Here is a 13,840-nt window from a genome sequence, read left to right on the forward strand (position 1 = left end):
CACCATGGCAATCATCGACATCAAGGTGCCCGACATCGGCGACTTCGCCGAAGTGGCCATCATCGAAGTGCTGGTCAAACCCGGCGACACCATCAAGGCCGAGCAAAGCCTGATCACCGTGGAGTCCGACAAGGCCTCCATGGAGATCCCCTCCAGCCATGCTGGCGTGGTCAAGGAGCTGAAAGTGAAGCTTGGCGACAAGATCGCCGAAGGCTCGGTGGTGCTGACGCTGGAAGTGCAGGGCGCGGCAGCTCCAGCGCCTGCTACAGCCCCGGCACCCGCAGTTTCTGAGCAAAAACAGGCCCCATCGCCCGCCCCACAAGCGCAAGCAGCTATCAATCCAGTAGTATCCAGCTTTGCAGGCACTGCAGATCTGGACTGCGACGTGCTCGTGCTGGGCGGCGGCCCTGGCGGCTATAGCGCAGCCTTCCGCGCAGCCGACCTGGGCCTCAAGGTCATCATCGTCGAGCGCTACGCCACCCTGGGCGGCGTGTGCCTGAACGTTGGCTGCATCCCCTCCAAGGCGCTGCTGCACGTGGCAGCCGTCATGGACGAAGTGAACCACATGGCCGACCTGGGCGTGGACTTTGGCGCGCCCGCCGTCAACATCGACAAGCTGCGCGGCCACAAAGAGAAAGTCATCGGCAAGCTCACCGGCGGCCTGGCCGCCATGGCCAAGATGCGCAAGGTGACCACCGTGCGCGGCTACGGAGCCTTTGTCGGCGCCAACCACCTCGAAGTGGAAGAAACCACCGGCACCGCGCAGGAGAAGACGGGTAACAAGAAGGTCATCGCCTTCAAGAAGGCCATCATCGCCGCCGGCAGCCAGGCCGTGCGCCTGCCCTTCATGCCCGACGATCCACGCGTGGTCGACTCCACCGGCGCCCTGGCGCTCAAGGAAGTGCCCAAGCGCATGCTGATTTTGGGCGGCGGCATCATCGGCCTCGAAATGGGCACCGTGTACAGCACGCTGGGCGCGCGCCTCGATGTGGTCGAAATGATGGACGGCCTGATGCAGGGCGCCGACCGCGATCTCGTCAAGATCTGGCAGAAGATGAATGCCAAGCGCTTCGACAACATCATGTTGAAGACGAAAACCGTCGGTGCAGAGGCAACCCCTGAAGGCATCAAGGTCACGTTCGCGCCAGCGGAAGAGGGCGGCACCGCCCCCGAGCCGCAGGTGTACGACCTGGTGCTGCAGGCTGTGGGCCGCACACCCAACGGCAAGAAGATTGCCGCCGAAAAGGCAGGCGTTGCCGTGACGGACCGTGGCTTCATCAACGTCGACATCCAGATGCGCACCAACGTGCCGCACATCTTCGCCATCGGCGACATCGTGGGCCAGCCCATGCTGGCGCACAAGGCGGTGCATGAGGCGCATGTGGCGGCAGAAGTGATTGCTGGTGAACTGCAGAGCAACAAGGAACTGGCCTCCGCCGCCTTCAACGCCCGCGTGATTCCGTCGGTGGCCTACACCGACCCCGAGGTGGCATGGGTGGGCCTTACCGAAGACCAGGCCAAGGCGCAAGGCATCAAGGTCAAGAAGGGCCTGTTCCCCTGGACGGCCTCCGGCCGCGCCATCGCCAACGGCCGCGACGAGGGCGTGACCAAGCTGCTGTTCGACGACTCGCCAGAGGCCCATGGCCACGGCAAGATCCTGGGCGGCGGCATGGTGGGCACGCATGCCGGCGACATGATCGGCGAGATTGCCCTGGCCATCGAGATGGGCGCCGACGCCGTGGACATCGGCAAGACCATCCACCCGCACCCCACGCTGGGCGAAAGCATCGGCATGGCGGCGGAGATTGCGCACGGCAGCTGCACGGATGTTCCGCCGCAGAAGAAATAAAGTGCTTTAACGCTTGCCTGCATGGAAGCCCGAACCCGTAACGGTTCGGGCTTTTTGCTTGGCGCGCCAGATCAATGATCGGCCGCCGATATGGCGGTGGCCATCGTCGTCGATACCGAGACGCCCAAGCATGTGCAGAAGCGGCTTTCCATCCCCCATTTTTTATCGACGAAATCGGCCTCCAGCGCTTATAGATAAATCGTGAGGTGCTATCAAAACAGGGCGTTGAGGATGGCCCTGTTAGCGTTTTTCCGGGTTATTTGCAGGCAAGGGTATGTTCTTGCGGTGCTCGGGCTTGAATCGTGTATCTTCTGGTTACAAGGCGCGCATTGGGGCCCCGTCTTGGTAGGCACAAGTGTGCGGCGAGCCCCACCAAGGGGATACCAATGAACTCGTTCTTTCGTACCGTGTTGGTTGGCTGTTGGTTGCTTGCGCTGTGCACGGCACAGGCGGCAGAAAAGGACGTCAACATCGTCTTCATCCCCAAGTCCAGCGACCAGGTTTTCTGGGAGCTGATGCGCATTGGGGTCGATAAAGCGGTGAAGGAAGACGGTCACGTCAAGCTCACATGGCGCGGACCAGAGCACAACGACGACACCGATTCCCAGATCAAGATCGTCCAGCTCTACACCAAGCCCGGGGTGGATGCAATCCTGATCGCGCCCACCGACAGGGCGCGCCTGGTCGAGTCTGTGCAGAAGGCCGTGGCCCTGGGCATCAAGGTGATTGCGGTCGATTCGGGGTTGGACGGTAACCAGCACCTCAACTTTGTCACCTCCGACAACTACGCGGGAGGGCAACTGGCGGCCAAGACCCTGGCTGGCTTGCTGAACAACCAGGGGAAGGTGGCCATGCTCCGGACCGTGGCCGGCAGCGCGTCCACCGATGAGCGAGCCCGGGGCTTTGTCGACTACCTGAAAGAGAAGGCTCCGAAGGTCACGCTGGTGGCCGACGTCTACGGCGGCGGCTCGATTGGCAAGGCGCGGCACAGCGCTACCCAGCTGCTGGCGGCGCATCCGGGCATCGACGGCGTGTTTGCGGTCAACGAATCGTCCACCGACGGCATGCTGCGCGCGTTGCGCGACAAAGGCCTGGCCGGCAAGCTGCGTTTTATCGGCTTTGACTCCACCGACTTTCTGCTCACAGGCCTGGAGCAGCAGGAGATCCATGGACTGGTGATTCAAAACCCCACCCAGATGGGCTACAAGGGCATACAGGCTGCCGCTGCAGCGGCCCGCAACCAGGCGATCCAAACCCGAACCATTTTTACCGACATCACCCTGGTGACGCGCGCCAACTACAAGACCCCCGAAATCCAGAAGCTGATGTGCAGCCGGTGTTGACACCCATGGCCCAGGGTTCACCGTTCCCTGCTCATTGCAAAGACCGAGAAAGTCCATGTCCAAGCTGGGTGACCGGCTGAGCAGCCTGAGCGTCGGCATGGTGGTTGCCATGGCGGCCGGCCTGTTCGTGCCCGCCCTGATTGGCATCATGACCCTCAGCTACCTACGCCAGGAGCAGATCAACAAGGAGCTGTCTGCCTACCTGGACGAAAGGGCTCTGCAGCTGTCCAACAGCCTGGCGGTACCAGTGTGGAACTACAACACCGTCAGTGTGCGCACCATCGGGCAGTCGGCCTTGCTGGATCCGCAAGTGGTGCGAATCACGGTGAGCGATTCCGACAAAGTGCCTATCGTGGTGCTGGAGCAAGCCCAGCGCAGGCTGGGGACGTCCCAAGTGGTGCAGCGGCCGCTGCTCATGCGCGGCAATGGCACTGAAGAGCTGGCGGGCTTCGTCGAGATCGAGGTCGACGATGGCCTGAAGCAGCAGGAGTTTGCCCGGGACCGCAGGGCTTATGCGTTCATCCTGCTGGGTCAGTTTGTGCTGTCTCTGGGCTGTATTCTGGTGGCGCTGCACTTGCGCGTGCTGCGGCCGTTGCACAGGTTGACGCTGTTTTCGAACCGGCTGGCCGGTGGCGATTTTGAGCAGTCCATAGGCTGGGAGCGGCAGGACGAAATCGGCCACCTGGCCCATCAGATGGACCGTATGCGCAGCGACCTGAAAACCTCGTTCGCCGAGCAGCAGGTCATCTTGAGCAATGTGCAGGTGGGCGTGCTGTTCGTGCGCGACGGCAAACTGCACATCGCTAACCGCCATGCCGAGCAGATTTTTGGCTATGGCCACGGCACCATGGCGGGTTTGCCGGCCAGCGCACTCTATCCGGCAAACGGACCGCTGCCCGACACACGGCTGGACGAGGAATTGCGGTTTTTGCAGCGGCAGGACGGCACGCACTTCTGGGCACAGGTGCGCAAGCGCAGCCTGGATCCTCGGTTGCCGCAGGCCGGCAGCATCTGGGTGATCGAAGACTTCACTGCGCGCAAGGCGGCCGAAGATGAGATCAACAGCCTGGCTTTCTACGACCCGCTGACCCGGTTGCCGAACCGCCGCCTGCTGATGGACAGGCTCAAACAGGCCCTGGTCGCAAGCTCCCGCAGCGCCAAGTGCGGCGCCTTGCTGTTCATTGATCTGGACCACTTCAAAACCCTGAACGACACCCTGGGCCATGACAAAGGCGATCTGCTGCTGCAGCAGGTAGCGAGCCGCCTGGTGACCTGTGTGCGCGAGGGCGATACCGTGGCCCGCTTGGGCGGCGACGAGTTTGTGGTGATCCTGGAAGACCTGGGCGAGAACCCGGAGGAGGTGGCCGCCCACTGCCGGGTCGTGGGCGAGAAGATCTTTTCGGCGCTGAATCTGTCTTACTCCTTGGCGGGGCACGATGTGCGCAGCACCCCCAGCATTGGCGTGGCACTGTTTGACGGGCCGCGTGACTCCATCGACGAACTGCTCAAGCAGGCCGATCTGGCGATGTACCAGGCCAAGACAGCAGGGCGCAACACCTTGCGGTTTTTCGATACGGCAATGCAGGCTGCGGTCAGTGAGCGCGCGGTGCTGGAGTCCGATCTGCGCGAAGCCTTGCGGCAGCAGCAGTTTGCGCTGCATTACCAACCCCAGGTAGAGGGCCAGAGCCAGATCACTGGAGCCGAGGTGTTGCTGCGCTGGCGGCACCCACAGCGCGGCATGGTGAGTCCGTCGTACTTCATTCCTCTGGCCGAGGAAACCGGCTTGATCGTGCCGCTGGGCTACTGGGTGATACATACGGCCTGCGCCCAGCTGGCGCGATGGGCCTTGCGCCCGGAAACGGCGGGACTCTGCATCGCGGTGAACGTCAGTGCCAAGCAAATGCAGCAGGACGACTTCGTGCCACAGGTGCTGGCGCTTCTGCGCGACACCGGCGCCCCGCCACACAGGCTCAAGATGGAGTTGACCGAGAGCGTCCTCGTCGTCGAAGTAGAGAACACCATCATCAAGATGGACGCGCTGAAGGCCCACGGCGTGGGCTTTTCGCTGGACGACTTTGGTACCGGCTACTCGTCGCTGACCTACTTGAAGCGCCTGCCGCTGGACCAGCTCAAAATCGACCAGGGCTTCATCAAAGACATCCTGGTCGACCAGAACGACGCAGCCATCGCCCGCATGGTGATCGCCCTGGCGGAAAGCCTGGGTCTGCGCGTAATTGCCGAGGGCGTGGAACAGGAGGCGCAGAGGGCCTTTCTGGCCAACTGCGGCTGCCATGCCTACCAGGGGTATTTAATGGCGCCCCCAGTACCGATTGCGGATTTTGAAGCCATGCACGACCCTTCCGTATGCAGGACTGGAGACGCAGCTTGCGATTCCAGCGCCCCCCGCTCAACAGCAGATGCTTCGCGACCTTGATCAAGTGTTGCAAACCAGAAGTTCGTCTCATACAGACGCCGAGAATTGCCGCCCGCCCAGGGCTGCTACGCTGAGTTTTGCGGGCCCTTCGTGACGGAGTCAGCGTGCCGGGCAACTAGCCTGGTCCTTCAACTGCGATCACAGATCGCAATGAGGGCTTCTTTTGCCACGGTACGTGCCTTGCATCCGTCTGTCGGGCTTGCCCCAAGCTGCCCTAACAAAAGTCGTGGAAAATAGAGGGTTTTCTGCCGCTACACATGGGGCAGAACATTCGCCCGGCCTCCCAATCACTTTTGCTCCTCTGAGCTTGTCCATGTCAGACGTCAACTCCTCCAAGATCTCTGTCGAGAAAATCGGCGGCACCTCCATGACCGCCTTTGGCGATGTGCTGCGCCACATCATGCTGCACGATCCCAAGCGCATTTATGGCCGGATCTATGTGGTGTCTGCCTACTCTGGCGTGACGAACCAGTTGCTGGAGCACAAGAAGACGGGCGAGCGCGGCATCTATGCCCTGTTTGCAGAGGGCAAGGGCTACCAGGACGCCTTGACCCAACTGGCCGCCAGCCTGAAAAAGCTGAACGCGGGCTACGCCGACCTGGGCCTGCCGCTGGATGTGGCCGATGCCTTCATCGACCAGCGTATTGGCCAGGCGCGTGAGTACCTGAACGCCATGCAGCACGTGCTCGCCAGTGGCTATCTGAGCCGCAAGGATGTGCTGCTGGCCGCGCGGGAAGTGCTGGCCTCGATTGGCGAGTCGCACAGCGCGTTCAACTCGGTCGAGATCCTCAAGGTCAATGGCGTCAACGCCATCCTGATGGACCTGGCCGGTTTTGACGACAACGAAGCCTGGACCATTGACGAGCGCATTGCGCAAAGCTTCAAGGGCCTGGACCTGAGCGACAAGGTGGTGGTGGCCACCGGCTATACCAAGGGCACCGAAGGCATCATGCGCGAGTTTGACCGCGGTTATTCCGAGGTCACCTTCAGCAAGATCGCCGTGGAAGTGCGCCCCGCCGAGGCCGTGATCCACAAGGAATTCCACCTCTCGTCCGCCGACCCCAACCTTGTGGGCCTGGAAAACGCCATCGTGGTGGGCGCCACCAACTACGACGTGGCCGACCAGCTGGCTGACGTGGGCATGGAAGCCATCCACCCCAAGGCTGCCAAGCCTATGGAACTGGCTGGCATTCCCATCCGCCTGAAGAACACGTTTGAGCCCGACCACCCCGGCACGCTGATCACCAAGGACTTCGTGGGCGAGCGCGCGCGCGTGGAGATCGTCACCGGTACCGACAAGGTCACGCTGATCGAGATCCACGACCCCAGCATGGTGGGCACGGTGGGCTTTGATGCGGGCCTGATGAACGTGTTCTGCAAGCATGATGTGAGCTACATCCTGAAGGCAACCAACGCCAACTCCATCGCCCATCTGGTGTGGGACAACCAGGTCACGCCCGAGCTGGTGGCCGAGCTGCAGGAGGGCTACCAGGTCGTGACGATCAAGCCCAGCGCGATCGTGTGCACCATCGGCTCCAACATTAGTATCCCGGGCGTGCTGGCCAAGGCGGCGCAGGCGCTGGCTGATGCGCAGGTCAACGTGAACTGCGTGTCGCAAACCCTGCGCCAGGTGAACATGCAGTTCGTGATCGAGCGCGAGGATTACAAGACCGCGATCAAGGCGCTGAACCTGGCACTCTGCGTGAACTCAGGAACTCCCGTTCCACGTGTTTGAAGGAATAGCGGCAGGCTTGCCTTCCGCTATGCCGTTCCATAACGAGCCCGCCCTGTGCGGGCTTTTTATCGCCTGGATGTCTCCGTCAGCCGGCGCCGAGCAGCCTTTCGAAAAGGTCCGTTCCACCCATCTGCCCACCCTTGAGCATCAACTCCAGCCCGTGGCGCGACGGATCTGAGCTGTGTGCGCTGCTCAGCGTGACCCCGGGACATACCGTGGTTTTGTACGACAGCCCCCACAGCTGAAGCGCCTGCACGGCGTGGCTGGAGGTGTCGCCGCCCGCAATGCCAATGCGCCCCAGGGGCGTGCCGTTGTCGGCCTGCGCCTGCACCACACCGGCGACCAGGGCAGCGCTGGCAGGGGCGACGGCTGCCAATGCGCCACCGGCGGGGGCATGGGCGCCGTCGTTTGGCCCGGTGTAGGCCAGAACGTGGTGGCCTTGCTGCAGCCCGGCACATATCGTGCGCTGGGTGGCCTGGGCATACGCTGCATCGTCGCCTAGGCGCTGCGCGTCCACAGAGATGCGCTGGTAAGACGCTGCGGCCTGGACCTGGGCCGCAGTGATGGGGGACAGGCTGCCCGCCCAGGCGAACACAGGGCCAGTCGATGGCGCCAAGGCTGGGGTGGGGTGGTTTGCGTGGGCTCCCCAGTGCGCGATCAGCGCCTGCGCCACGGAGCTGGGCCCCACTGCGAGCAGGCGCGCGTGTTGTGCCTGTTGCCACAGCAGGCGCCCCACGCTGGCCAACTGATCTGCACTGGTCAGGTCCAGCAGCGTGGGCACCAAAGGCAAATCGGGCAGATCGGCCGGGCCATTGTCCAGAAGCGTGCCCAGTGCGGTGCGCAAGGTTGCAGCGTTTTGCCCTGTATCCGCTTCAAACAACGGGTAATGCAACGCCGTGATGCCCTGCAATCCTTGTTGCGCCAGGTGCACCCGCAAGTCTGCCTCGGCCATGGGGGTCACTGGGTGCCTGTGCATCGTCGGGTGCCGGTCAATGCGGTAGACGGCTCCACCCGTCCCGGCCGCCGCAAACAGATTGCTGAACGCGCAGTATCGGCCCAGGCTGGGCTGGCCTCCGAGGATGGGCACCCAGCGGTTGTCCACGCTGGGGTGCAGCGTCTGGATGGCACAGGCAATGTTGCCGACATGGGGTGCGCTGTCGAAGGTGGAACACACCTTGTAGTGCAGCACGGTGGGCGCAATTTGCCGGAAAAATTGGCCCACACCGGTCAGCTCGACGCGCATGGCGTTGGGGTCCATCGCACGCGCGGCGCCGGCAATGCCGATGGCATCCAGCGGCCCGGCGGCCACCAACGCTTGTGCGCTGGGCACGCCCATGAACAGCATGGACCGCAGGTCCGCCTGGGCCAGCACGGCCAGGGTGTCTGTGGCGCCGGTGAAGTCGTCGCCGTACCAGCCGAACCGGGGGGCTTCAGTGGTCATGGTTCAGGACTTCTTGCCGAAGAATTCGATGGCCCGGCGCAGCTCGGGGGCGCGTGCCGCGCGCTCGGCCAGGGTTTCGCCATGCTGCACGGCGTCCCATGCCTGCTGCAGGCTGGCCACGCCCGCAGCGGGGCCGTCCGGGTGGGCCAGGATGCCGCCGCCAGACATGAACAGCAGGTCGTTGGACTGGATGCTGTCCCACGTGGCGGGCACCGTGCCGGCCCACTGGCCGTTGGAGAAGGCGGGCAACACGCGGTCGTCCAGGCCTTCGCACAGCGGGGCCAGGGTGTCGTGGGCGGATTCGATCACTTCTTCATCGGTCTGCGAGAACTTGCCTTGCAGGCCGTGCACATGCATATGGTCCACCCCAGCCAGGCGCCACAGCGTCTGCCAGGCGTTGAACGAGAAGCCCAGCAGCGGGTGGCGCGACAGTGCGCCGTAGCCGTTGCGGTGGCCGTGCAGCGCCAGCGGGGTGTGGCGGCGCAGGGTTTGCACCGCCGAGTAGCCGCACCAGTTCAGGCTGACCATCACGCAGCTTCCGCCTTCGGCGGCAATCAGGTCGGCGTGGCGGCGCATGGCGTCGGTCTCGTCGGTGATGTTGAAGGCCACCATGACCAGCTTGCCGGTTTTGTCCTGGTGGGCGCGCACGCGGCGCATCACGGCTTTGACGCGGTCGGCCAGCGGTGCGTGAACCGGGTTGGCGCAGACCTCGTCGTCCTTGATGAAGTCCACCCCGGCGGCGCACAAGCGGCCCGCCAGGTCGCCGGTCTCTTCGGCCGACAAACCCACGTTGGGTTTGATGATGGTGCCGATCAGCGGGCGCCCCTGCACGCCAGTTAACGCGCGGGTGCCGCTGATGCCGTGGCGGGGCATGTCGAACTGCGCGCGGTAGGCGCTGGGCAGTTTCATCGACTCCAGCCGCAGGCCGGTGACCTCGCCCAGGTCGTACAGGTTGCCCGACACCGTGGCGGCCAGCGTGGGCAGGTTGGGGCCGATGTTGTCGCACGGAAAGCTCACGCGCAGCCGGGCGCGCTGCCAGGTCTGCGGCGTGTCGAACATGCCGCGCCGCTGCATCCAGCCGTTGGGCAGCGAAGGGGCGGGCGCCACGTCCAGCAACTCGACCGATTCGACCGTGGCGCGGGCGCGTTCGCGCAGCGCGTCGGTCTCGCCCTCCACCCGGGTGAAGGTGCCACACGATTGTTCGCCCGCCAGCACCTCGGCCACATGGGCCGGGTTCAGCGGGGTCTCGATCAGGTAGGTGGCTTCAAAGCGGTCTGGGGACATGGTGGGTGAACTACTGTTTTGATAGCTACTAGCGCTTATGGAATAAGCGCTAGAGGCAAATTTGGCTTAAAAATTGACCTTCTTCAGATCTTGGACAGATTCGGAAACGGCCGCACCGGGTCGGTCGTACCGTCCCAGCTTTCCGATTCCGCACGGATCAGGTCGAACATGCGCCCCTTGGGGCCCGCCACTTCCGACAGCTCGATCACCGTGCCGGGGTGGTACTCGGTGTCGAAGTAGACAAAGCGGCCCTTTTCGCCCACTTCGCCGCTCATCACCGTCTTGAAGCCCTGGGCCGTCAGGCGCGCCAGGTCGGCGTCGTAGTCGCTCGTCCAGTACGCCACGTGCTGTAGCCCGGTGCGCCCGGCCTGCAGAAAGTCACGGTACATCGACGGCACGTCGTTGCGCGTCTGGATCAGCTCGACCTGCACGTAGCCCGAGTTGGCCAGGGCTACCGAGTTGTGTGGCTCGTACGATTCGCCCTTGTAAACGTAGTTCTTGATCGGAACCTTGGGGTTGTAGAACCAGGGGCCCACGCCCAGGGTCTTGCTCCAGTAGTCCATGGCGGCTTCGATGTCGTGGACCACGTAGCCAAGTTGGCGGATGGCGCCGAAATGACGGCTCATAAGAATTTCCTTTGGTGGTGATGCGTCAGGGCAGGGCGCAGCCGGGCGGGGCCCACAGGCGCCGCCCAGGTTGCAGGCTTGGCTTGCTTGTTGGCTTACTTCGCGCCGTCGATGATTTCTTTGGGGATCGGCACGCCCGCGTACTTCACATGGATGTCGTTCAGCTTGCCGTTGGCCAGGTTGGTCTTGATCCAGCCGTTGACGGCGGCCATCAGCTCGGGCTGGCCTTTGCGCATGGCCACGCCCAGCTGGTACGACTGCAGGATGAACTTGGTCTCGAAGTCGCGCGACGGGTTCTTTTTGGCGATGGCCGCAATGATGGGCGGCGTGATGGCCACGATGTCGGCCTGGCCGGTGGCGGCGGCGGTGATGGAGGCGGATTCGTCATCAAAGCGCACCACCTTGGCCTGCGGCGCGCGCTCGGTCACGATCTTGTCTTGCGGGCCACCGCGGGTCACGGCCACGGTCTTGCCCGCCAGGTCGTCAATGCTGGTGAGCTTCATGCTCTTGGGCGCACCCACCGCGGCCTGGATGGCGCCGTAGGGGATGGAGAAGTCCACCGCCTTCTGGCGCTCGGGCGTGATCGACAGCGACGAGATGATCAGGTCCACCTTGTTCGACAGCAGGTTGGGAATGCGCGCGGAGTTGGTCGTGTTCACGATCTCCAGCGTCAGGCCCAGGTCCTTGGCCAGCAGCTCGGCCGCTTCCACGTCAGAGCCCACGGGCTTCATCTTGTCGTCCACAAACCCATAGAACGGCGCGCCAAAGTCAATGCCCACGCGCAGCTTGCCGGCGGACTTGATGTCGGCCAGCTCGGCCATGGCGGGCACGCACAGGGCGGCGGCGCCCACAGCCAGCAAGGTGCGGCGGAAGAAGAGGGAAGCGGTCATGGTGGTTGTCTCCTGGTGGTTTTTGAATAGCGAATCGAAAGGGGCAGGCCTGAAACTCAAAGCCCGTGAGATAGAAAGTCGCGCAACTCGGCGGTCTGCGGGTTTTTGAGCATCGCGCCCGGGCCCGTCTCCCAGACCTTGCCTTCGTGCATGTAGATGATGGTGTCGGCCACGCGGGCGGCAAACTCCATCTCGTGCGTGACCAGCACCATGGTCATGCCGCCCTGGGCCAGGGCTTCGATCACGCGCAGCACCTCGCCGGTCAGTTGCGGGTCCAGCGCCGATGTCACCTCGTCAAACAGCATCACCTGCGGCTCCATCGCCAGCGACCGGGCAATGGCCACGCGCTGCTGCTGCCCGCCCGACAGTTGCTCGGGGTATGCCTGCGCCTTGTCGGCCAGGCCCACCTGCTGCAGGGTGCGCGCGGCAATCTCGCGCGCCTTGGCTGCGGGCAGGTTCTTGACGGCCTTGGGGGCCAGGGTCACGTTCTGCTCCACCGTCAGGTGCGGAAACAGGTTGTAGCTCTGGAACACGATGCCCACGTCCTGGCGCAGCTGGCGCAGGTCTATGGCAGGGTCATGCACCGCGTGGCCGCAGACATTGATGGTGCCGCTGTCGATGATCTCCAGCCGGTCAATGCAGCGCAGCGCCGTGCTCTTGCCCGAGCCGCTCTTGCCGATGATGGCCACAACCTGGCCCCGGGGAATGGCAAACGACACGCCCTTGAGCACCTGGTTGCTGCCAAAGCTCTTGTGAACGTCCTTCAGTTCAACGACGGGCTGCGCAGGCGAGGCCGCTGGCTGGGAGGGTTGCGCGGCAGCGTCTCGGGCGAGGTTCATGGTGTCTTCTCGTTTCATGCGGTGGTCACAGAGGGGGTGGCTGCGCCACGGGTGTTTCCAAACTGCTGGCGCTGCTCCAGCTTGCGGCTCCAGACCGACAGCGGGTAGCACATCGCAAAGTAGACGATGGCGATCAGCAGGTACACGGTGAAAGGCTGAAAGATGGAGTTGTTGATGAGCTGCCCGGCACGCACCAGCTCGATAAACCCCACGATGGACGCGAGTGACGTGTTCTTCACGATCTGCACCATGAAGCCCACCGTGGGCGGCGTGGCAATGCGCACTGCCTGCGGCAGCACCACCAGCCGCATGCGCTGCGTGCGCGACAGCGCCAGGCACTCGGCCGCCTCCCACTGCGTGCGCGGCACCGACTCAATGCACCCGCGCCAGATCTCGCCCAGATACGCGCTGACGTAAACAATCATCGCAATGCTGGCCGCCACGATGGCGGGCAGCTCCAGCCCAGCGATGGACAGGCCGAAATAGCACAGGAACAGCACCACCAGCAGCGGCGTGCCCTGGATGATCTGAATCCACGCAATGGTCGCCCAGCGCACTGCCTTGATCGGGCTGACGCGGCACAGCGCAATCACGCCCCCGGCCAGGCCACCGCCCACAAACGCAATCAGCGACAGGCCGATGGTCCACAGCGCGCCAAACAGCAGGTACTGCAGGTGGTACGAGTTCAGTCCACCGTCAATCATTTAGCGCTCCCCAATTTGCGTTGGCGCGTGAACACGATCTGCCCAAACACCCACAACCCAAGCCGCATCAGCAGCGACAGCGCCAGGTACGCCACCGCCACCAGGATGTAAGCCTCAAACGGGCGGAAGGTCTCCGACTGCACCCGCGCCGCCACGGCCGTGAGTTCCTCCACCGAGATCTGCGAGGTGATGGACGACGCCAGCATCAGCAGCACAAACTGGCTGGTGAGCGCGGGGTACACCTTCTCCATCGCCGGGCGCAGCACCACATGCCAATACACCTGCCGGCGCGTCAGCCCCAGGCACTCGGCCGCCTCGATCTGGCCCTTGTGGATCGAATCCATGCCCGCCCGCATGATTTCGCAGGTGTAGGCCGCCACGTTGATCACCAGCGTCAGCAGCGCCGCAGCAAACGCCGACACCTTGAAACCCAGGCTGGCCAGTCCAAAGAACACCAGAAACACCTGCACCAGCAGCGGCGTGTTGCGCAGCACTTCTACATATGCGCCGCAGGCCTTGGCCAGCCAGCGCGTGTCGCCGCGCCGCCCAATGGCCAGCAGCGTGCCACCCACAAAACCAATCACGGTGGCCGGGAAGGACAGCAGGATGGTCATCCAGGCCCCTTCCAGAAACTGGGGCCAGTTGGCCAGCACGCTGGCAAAGTCGAACTCGTATTGCATGGGCGCGGCGGCGAT

The 13,840-nt window shown here is 63.6% G+C and carries 11 protein-coding genes; 4 read left to right on the forward strand and 7 right to left on the reverse strand.

Annotated elements, in window-relative coordinates; translation table 11 throughout:
- The first annotated feature begins 4 nt into the window (after positions 1–4).
- The 4 genes from lpdA to LPA35_RS04180 all read left to right on the forward strand — a co-directional run bounded on the left by lpdA (position 5) and on the right by LPA35_RS04180 (position 7,361).
- Positions 5–1,849, forward strand: a complete 1,845-nt coding sequence (lpdA, locus tag LPA35_RS04165) for a dihydrolipoyl dehydrogenase (RefSeq protein ID WP_228895235.1) — start codon at positions 5–7, stop codon at positions 1,847–1,849.
- 386 nt (positions 1,850–2,235) lie between these two features.
- A complete protein-coding gene (locus LPA35_RS04170) occupies positions 2,236–3,192 on the forward strand; it encodes a substrate-binding domain-containing protein (protein ID WP_228895237.1) in 957 nt (318 codons plus the stop codon).
- A gap of 55 nt (positions 3,193–3,247) precedes the next feature.
- A complete protein-coding gene (locus LPA35_RS04175; protein ID WP_228895238.1) occupies positions 3,248–5,626 on the forward strand; it encodes a bifunctional diguanylate cyclase/phosphodiesterase in 2,379 nt (792 codons plus the stop codon).
- Positions 5,627–5,939: 313 nt separating this feature from the next.
- Positions 5,940–7,361, forward strand: a complete 1,422-nt coding sequence (locus LPA35_RS04180; RefSeq protein WP_228895240.1) for an aspartate kinase — start codon at positions 5,940–5,942, stop codon at positions 7,359–7,361.
- A gap of 85 nt (positions 7,362–7,446) precedes the next feature.
- On the opposite strand, the gene LPA35_RS04185 is transcribed toward LPA35_RS04180, so the two are convergent.
- The 7 genes from LPA35_RS04185 to LPA35_RS04215 all read right to left on the reverse strand — a co-directional run bounded on the left by LPA35_RS04185 (position 7,447) and on the right by LPA35_RS04215 (position 13,825).
- Positions 7,447–8,802, reverse strand: coding sequence for a four-carbon acid sugar kinase family protein (locus tag LPA35_RS04185; protein ID WP_228895242.1), 1,356 nt, complete (start codon positions 8,800–8,802; stop codon positions 7,447–7,449).
- 3 nt (positions 8,803–8,805) lie between these two features.
- Entirely contained in the window at positions 8,806–10,086 is a 1,281-nt protein-coding gene (locus LPA35_RS04190; RefSeq protein ID WP_228895244.1) for a ribulose-bisphosphate carboxylase large subunit family protein, read from the reverse strand.
- Between the two features lie 83 nt (positions 10,087–10,169).
- Positions 10,170–10,712, reverse strand: a complete 543-nt coding sequence (locus LPA35_RS04195) for a VOC family protein (RefSeq protein WP_228895246.1) — start codon at positions 10,710–10,712, stop codon at positions 10,170–10,172.
- Positions 10,713–10,807: 95 nt separating this feature from the next.
- Positions 10,808–11,602: a transporter substrate-binding domain-containing protein gene (locus LPA35_RS04200; protein WP_228895248.1), complete on the reverse strand. Its 795-nt coding sequence runs from the start codon at positions 11,600–11,602 to the stop codon at positions 10,808–10,810.
- Between the two features lie 56 nt (positions 11,603–11,658).
- Positions 11,659–12,441 carry an amino acid ABC transporter ATP-binding protein gene (locus tag LPA35_RS04205; protein ID WP_228895250.1) on the reverse strand — a complete coding sequence of 261 codons (783 nt, stop codon included), beginning with the start codon at positions 12,439–12,441 and terminating at the stop codon, positions 11,659–11,661.
- Between the two features lie 14 nt (positions 12,442–12,455).
- Positions 12,456–13,145, reverse strand: a complete 690-nt coding sequence (locus LPA35_RS04210; RefSeq protein ID WP_228895252.1) for an amino acid ABC transporter permease — start codon at positions 13,143–13,145, stop codon at positions 12,456–12,458.
- Positions 13,142–13,825 carry an amino acid ABC transporter permease gene (locus tag LPA35_RS04215; RefSeq protein WP_228895255.1) on the reverse strand — a complete coding sequence of 228 codons (684 nt, stop codon included), beginning with the start codon at positions 13,823–13,825 and terminating at the stop codon, positions 13,142–13,144. Before LPA35_RS04215 ends, LPA35_RS04210 begins: the two co-directional genes overlap by 4 nt.
- Positions 13,826–13,840 lie beyond the last annotated feature (15 nt).

Origin of the sequence: Acidovorax sp. Leaf73 (assembly GCF_916855635.1) — a bacterium.
Lineage (GTDB): Bacteria > Pseudomonadota > Gammaproteobacteria > Burkholderiales > Burkholderiaceae_C > Acidovorax > Acidovorax facilis.